The following is a 5,414-nucleotide window of genomic DNA, read 5'->3' on the forward strand; positions in this document are numbered from 1 at the left end:
CACTATTTATGAGCTAATGAAAAATGGGGAGTTTCCAAAAAGCTTCACCGTATCAGGTAAGCGTAAGGCTTGGCTTGAAAGTGATGTTGAAGATTGGATGATGAGTAAAATGGAAGGGTGCAATCAAGGGTTTAAGGATGTATTCTAAACGCAGTACATTTGCAGGCATTCAGGGTATAAAAATGGCTACTACTAAAACTGCAACGTTAACCATACGAGTTGAACCAAATTTAAAGGAAGCGCTGCGTACAGCGGCTCAAGCTGAACATCGCTCTATCGCAAATATGATTGAAGTGATGATTCGCGAGCATTGTGAAAAAAACGGTATAGCTATAGATAACGCCCAAGAATTAGATCAGCGTCAGGAGCTTAAGAAATGATTAAAACGGTTAAACAGGCATGTAGTTTCAACCCTGTAATTCAGGACTACAGGATGAGCCAAGGGATTGAAAACCTGGCGGATCTAATTACTGATGAAGGTGATGGAAGTGAGTTCTTTTCACGAAACTTCGTGACTCACGGTATGGAGCAACTTTTCCGAGAAGGTATGCTTCGTTTGTCTGGCAAATCGGATCAAGCCGTTTTCGAATTAACTCAAGCGATGGGTGGTGGTAAAACCCACATGATGATCGCTCTAGGCCTACTTGCCAAACATGCTCATTTAAGGCCCACTGTATTACCTGAAAGCCTTAGTAGTCGCTTAGATTTCGGCAAAGCTCGAATTGCTGCTTTTAATGGACGAAACAACCCGAGCAACTATATTTGGGGTGATATCTGCACACAACTTGGTGCCGAAGAACAAATTAGAGAGCACTGGGTTAATGGCCCTAAACCAGTTGATCAGCAGAAATGGAAAGACATCATCGGAGACACACCAACTCTGATTATGATTGATGAGCTACCTCCTTATTTGAACGTTGCTAGTACGCAGGTTTTAGGTTCCGGCACGTTAGCTGATATGGTCGTTTATAGCTTAAGTACTTTAATGAGTGCAGCCTTAGAGCTACCAAATTGCTGTATCGTTATGGCTAACCTATCAGGCAGTTATAAGGCACAGACAAAAGCACTTGCAGACTCTATATCTAACCTGCAGCAAGAAACTCGCCGTCAATCAATGACCATTACCCCTGTGCAATTATCGGGTAATGAAATCTATGAGATTTTGAAAAAGCGTCTTATTGATGAAATGCCTAGTCAGCAAGTAATCAACGACATTGCGGAAGAGTACGCACAACAAATCAAAAAAGCGGAAGACGGCGGCTACATTATTGCGTCAAGCATTGAGCAGATAGCCGAGCAAATTCGAGAAACATACCCGTTCCACCCTTCTTTCAAACACCTAGTTGCTCTGTTCAAAGAGAATGAAGGTTTTCGTCAAACGCGAGGTTTGATGCAATTTACTGCTCGACTTCTGAAAAGTGTTGAGCAAAGAAAAACCGATGATGTGTTTCTTATTGGTACTCAGCACCTCGATTTAAATGACGAGCAAGTGAAAGATGAAATCGAGAGAATTTCTCCAAAGCTGGTACCGGCGATAACACGAGATATTGCAGACAAAGGGGATGCAATCGCTGAAATTATCGATGCAGAACAAAGCAATGATGCGGCAGTTCAGTTGATGACTCTTTTATTAGCGTCGTCTCTCTCGCGAGCAGTTGGTGGACGTATCGGTTTATCAGAAAGCGAAATTATTGAGTTTTTAGCAGCTCCAAACCGTAAAGCAGATGAGTTCTTAGAAGCTATCCAGAAACTACGTGAACAAGTCTGGTATCTGCACCGTGAAGACGAACGTTTCTTTATAAAGGAAACAGAAAACTTATCTCGCCAGATAGAAAGAAGCGCCAAAGAAATCCCACAACCTAAAATTGACCAAGCGTTGATCAATCGCTTGAAAGGTATATTGCAACCTAACACTCGCAGTACTTACCAGGATGTTCAAATTTTGCCTCGAATGGATGAGCTTAAGCTCAGTGGCCCTCGCACGCTCATCGTTATAAAGCCTGATGGTAAAGTGCCACCAAGTGAGCTAATGAACTTCTTTGAGTTCCAGCAAGAGAAAAACAACCTTTTAGTACTCACTGGACAAGATAGCATCATGGCGGATGCTGTTGAAGAAAGGTTGCGTGAACTATATGCATTAGAGCTAATTAACAAAAAGCTGAAATCTGGTGACACATTATTCGAAGAAGCTAGAGATCGATTAGAAGAGGCTGAAGGGCGTTTTGCCAAAGCACTGTCTGCATCTTATAACACGATTCTTTTCCCAGGTATTGATGAGTTAGATGGCTCCGAGCGTTTGCTAAAAGTGACGATCGATAATGGATTAAAAATCGGCGAGGGTGAGCAGTCTGCTGAAGTACAAATTGACAAGTTAATGGCAGATCCTCGTGCCAACTATAAATTAGCAGCAGATCTCAAAGAAGACTTTGCCCAGTATTTTGCAATGGCAGAGGCTGAGCTTTGGCCGTCAGGTGCTGGAAATAGACGTACTCCATGGAAAGATGTAGTAAGCAAAGCTAAGTGCAATCCTGCTTGGCCTTGGATGCCTGGTAACAGCGGTATGGATACATTAAAAGCAGAAGCGCTCAAACAAGGTCGCTGGCGACAAGGTGAAGATGGTTACATTGAAAAAGGACCATTCCCTAAAGAAAAGACGAGCGTCAACGTTTCGTTACTAAGTACACATCCAGATACTGGAGAGTCAGTGCTTAGTTTAACGCCAAGAAATGCTGGAGATAGTCCGATAATTCACTACTCAACTAAGTCAGAGGTTTTTGAGACAGACGCGCAAGTTGAAGATAGCGAAAGCTTTAGTACAACTGAAAGTACGCTCTATTTCTTAGTGAGAGATCCAAGTGGAAAGTATGAGACAGGTGCGGCTACTCGTTGGGTCGCGGATCTTAAGATAAGACATCAGGTTGAGGCGTTAGCAGATAAACGAAAAATTACTCTGCAATGTACGCCACATGCTGACATGTTTTACACGTTGGATGGTTCTAACCCTAAAGATGGCTCCGTTTATGACAAGCCGTTCGATATCGGTTCGGATGCAACGTTATTATTAGTGTACGCCAAATCAGGTGAAGCTTCTAAAACAGCGGAATTTTCTATTCCACATGTTGGCGATAAAACTGTAAAAATTGACGACACTAAACCAGCAAGAATCAATAGTGCAAAGCGTGTATCACTCGATACTACCGATAAGGTTTTCTCAGTTATTAATCGATTTAAAGATCAGGCTTCAACTCAATTTAAAGGAGTTAGGATCGAAATTGGTGAAGGTGAAAACACCGTTGGTATCCGCTTTGGTGAACGCCAAGTTACAGCGATCATGATCGAAAAAACAGTGAACAGTCTAAGAGAGCTACTCAATGAGGCGGATGCAGCGGTTACGGTTAACGTCAGAGATGGCATCGAGTTTGAAAACGGTTTTGAAGCAAAAGAGTTCGCTAAGTTAGCAGGAATTGAGCTTCGTCCTGGTGATGTGGTGCAGGAAGAATAATCCTGTATGTGTAAAGTAAACAGTGATGAGGAGAAAAATATGTCAAAGGTAACAGTAAAACAAAATGCGCCTAAATATTCGACGCTTGGTTTTGGGGTACCAGCCTCCAGCGATCCTCATCACTTTAAAGTTATCATTCCAAAAGCGAATAGTGGAAAAGTTGAAATTAGTGAGCATCTGGGCATGCAAGCTCAGAGCGAAGAGCTATCGGTTATTGAGCGTGTAGTGCTGGATCGTTCTTGCTGGACGGCAATACGAGCAGAGGTGCAGCGAGCGTTTAATGCTCGTTTGAAAAGTTATGATCTAAAGCCAAGCTCATGGAAAGTGGGTGAGAACGTTGTCGACCGCTTGCTAGGTAAAGAGCTTTGTGTACTTGCTTGGGCGATAGAGGGTATGGACGCTGAAAATATCTCTGTCGCTGTTCGCAACTGGTTAGCCCTTCGTCCTGAAGAGCGCTGGTGGTTATTTGGTATGACGGCAATGAGTACAGGCCACAAGGATGACCGTGATGTAGGTTGGCGTATTGCGCTGCGCCACGCTCTTGGTGACATTGTACAGACAGAGTTGCTGGAAAAAGACAAACAAGTTCGTGAAGTGTCACCAAGTTACTCATTGGTTCAAGGCGAGAGTGAGGACAACCTGCAACCAGCTAATGAGAGCTCACGTAAGCCTGCTGAGAGTTTAGCTGAGCTGCCGGCTGGTAATGAAAATCCAGTAGGTCAAGACGAGGAAACTCCATTACCCGTTACTGAACTGAAAGAAGAGAGTTCATTAGCGGAGGATGTACTATTCCTATTTGAGGCTAAGAAGGCTAAAGCTGGTGGTCACCCAGTTGGTGATATGAGTAAGCCCGAATTTGTTGTTGGAAAAGGTTCGACGGCAAACGTAGCTGTGGCGAAATCGTTACGACCTGCGATTCGTGAATTACGCCAGAAGCTTTTAGACGAAGGTGTTCTGGTGGAGGACGGAGAGGTGTATTCCTTTACATGTGATTACTCGTTTAAAAGTCCAAGTTTGGCTGCTTGTGTGATTGCAGGGAACCCTCGCAGTGGCATGGATGCTTGGCGAGATTTAAAAGGTCGCAGCCTCAAAGAGTTGGGTTACGGCAAAAAAACTAACTAATTTCGCAACAGGGTGATAAGAAATCTCTGTCCCTAAATCCACCGAAATAAATATAGAGCGATTTTCTAACATATCGCTCTTTTTGGAGACAAAACTAAATGGCACAACTAACGCCCTTTGCATTAAAAGATGCTCCTGCACTAATTGAAGCTGTATTTCCTGCACAAAAAGTTTCTTTCGAAGCTCAACAAGAAAGGACATCTGTACAAAGTCAAACTTTGACTGGTCTAGGCTCTTACTGGAAAGGACGCAAGCCACTAATACTGGTTAAAAGTATAATACTGGGCTCATTACTACCAAAAACCGATGATAGTGAGAAAGACTTAGATGTTTATGAAATGTTAATGGCTTTTGATTCCGAGAGTTTAGCCAAAAGGGCTATTACTTTGGGCGCAATCAAACCTGTCGATCTTATCTCATCTATTGACATACATAATCCTTGGGACTTCTTTAGCCACAATATCAAACAAGATGATAATAGATTCAGTGACGTTGATGAATTAACAGCCCCTTTCGATAGTCATGCCCTTGGATTGAAAATTCGGTGGCGTAGAGATATTTGCGATGATGAAAAAGTTCCTCTGTTTAAAGAGTATCTACAGAGATTTGAGACATATGAGGAAAAAGCGTCTTTATGCAAGCGCCCAGAAGAATGCGACCAAAACTGGTTATCTAGTCACGTTTGGGCTAATACAAAATTGTATTTCTCTAATTTTGGTATATCTGCAAATAGCTTGGAAGAACTAGTTGAACAACTTGGGGTTCTTCGATTTGGGAGAAAGCCTTCAGT

5 protein-coding genes are annotated in these 5,414 nt (G+C 42.8%); all 5 read left to right on the forward strand.

Going from position 1 to position 5,414, the window contains the following annotated elements:
* Positions 1-4 precede the first annotated feature (4 nt).
* Positions 5-148, forward strand: coding sequence for a helix-turn-helix transcriptional regulator (locus CAG65_RS06545; RefSeq protein WP_337247545.1), 144 nt, complete (start codon positions 5-7; stop codon positions 146-148).
* Complete coding sequence (locus CAG65_RS06550; protein ID WP_237668767.1) at positions 138-380, forward strand: ribbon-helix-helix protein, CopG family; 243 nt, start codon at positions 138-140, stop codon at positions 378-380. Before CAG65_RS06545 ends, CAG65_RS06550 begins: the two co-directional genes overlap by 11 nt.
* Complete coding sequence (locus CAG65_RS06555) at positions 377-3,502, forward strand: anti-phage-associated DUF499 domain-containing protein (RefSeq protein WP_161452950.1); 3,126 nt, start codon at positions 377-379, stop codon at positions 3,500-3,502. Before CAG65_RS06550 ends, CAG65_RS06555 begins: the two co-directional genes overlap by 4 nt.
* A gap of 39 nt (positions 3,503-3,541) precedes the next feature.
* Entirely contained in the window at positions 3,542-4,624 is a 1,083-nt protein-coding gene (locus CAG65_RS06560) for an anti-phage-associated DUF3780 domain-containing protein (RefSeq protein WP_161452952.1), read from the forward strand.
* 98 nt (positions 4,625-4,722) lie between these two features.
* Positions 4,723-5,414: DUF1156 domain-containing protein (locus tag CAG65_RS06565; protein ID WP_161452955.1), on the forward strand; the 692-nt coding region annotated here is incomplete at its 3' end.

It is taken from the genome of Vibrio sp. V39_P1S14PM300 (assembly GCF_009904765.1).
Taxonomy (GTDB): Bacteria; Pseudomonadota; Gammaproteobacteria; order Enterobacterales; family Vibrionaceae; genus Vibrio; species Vibrio proteolyticus.

Coding starts and splice junctions, on each gene's coding strand:
- CAG65_RS06550 (WP_237668767.1), top strand. CDS start 138: ATGTATTCTAAACGCAGTACATTTGCAGGCATTCAGGGTATAAAAATG.
- CAG65_RS06555 (WP_161452950.1), top strand. CDS start 377: ATGATTAAAACGGTTAAACAGGCATGTAGTTTCAACCCTGTAATTCAG.
- CAG65_RS06560 (WP_161452952.1), top strand. CDS start 3,542: ATGTCAAAGGTAACAGTAAAACAAAATGCGCCTAAATATTCGACGCTT.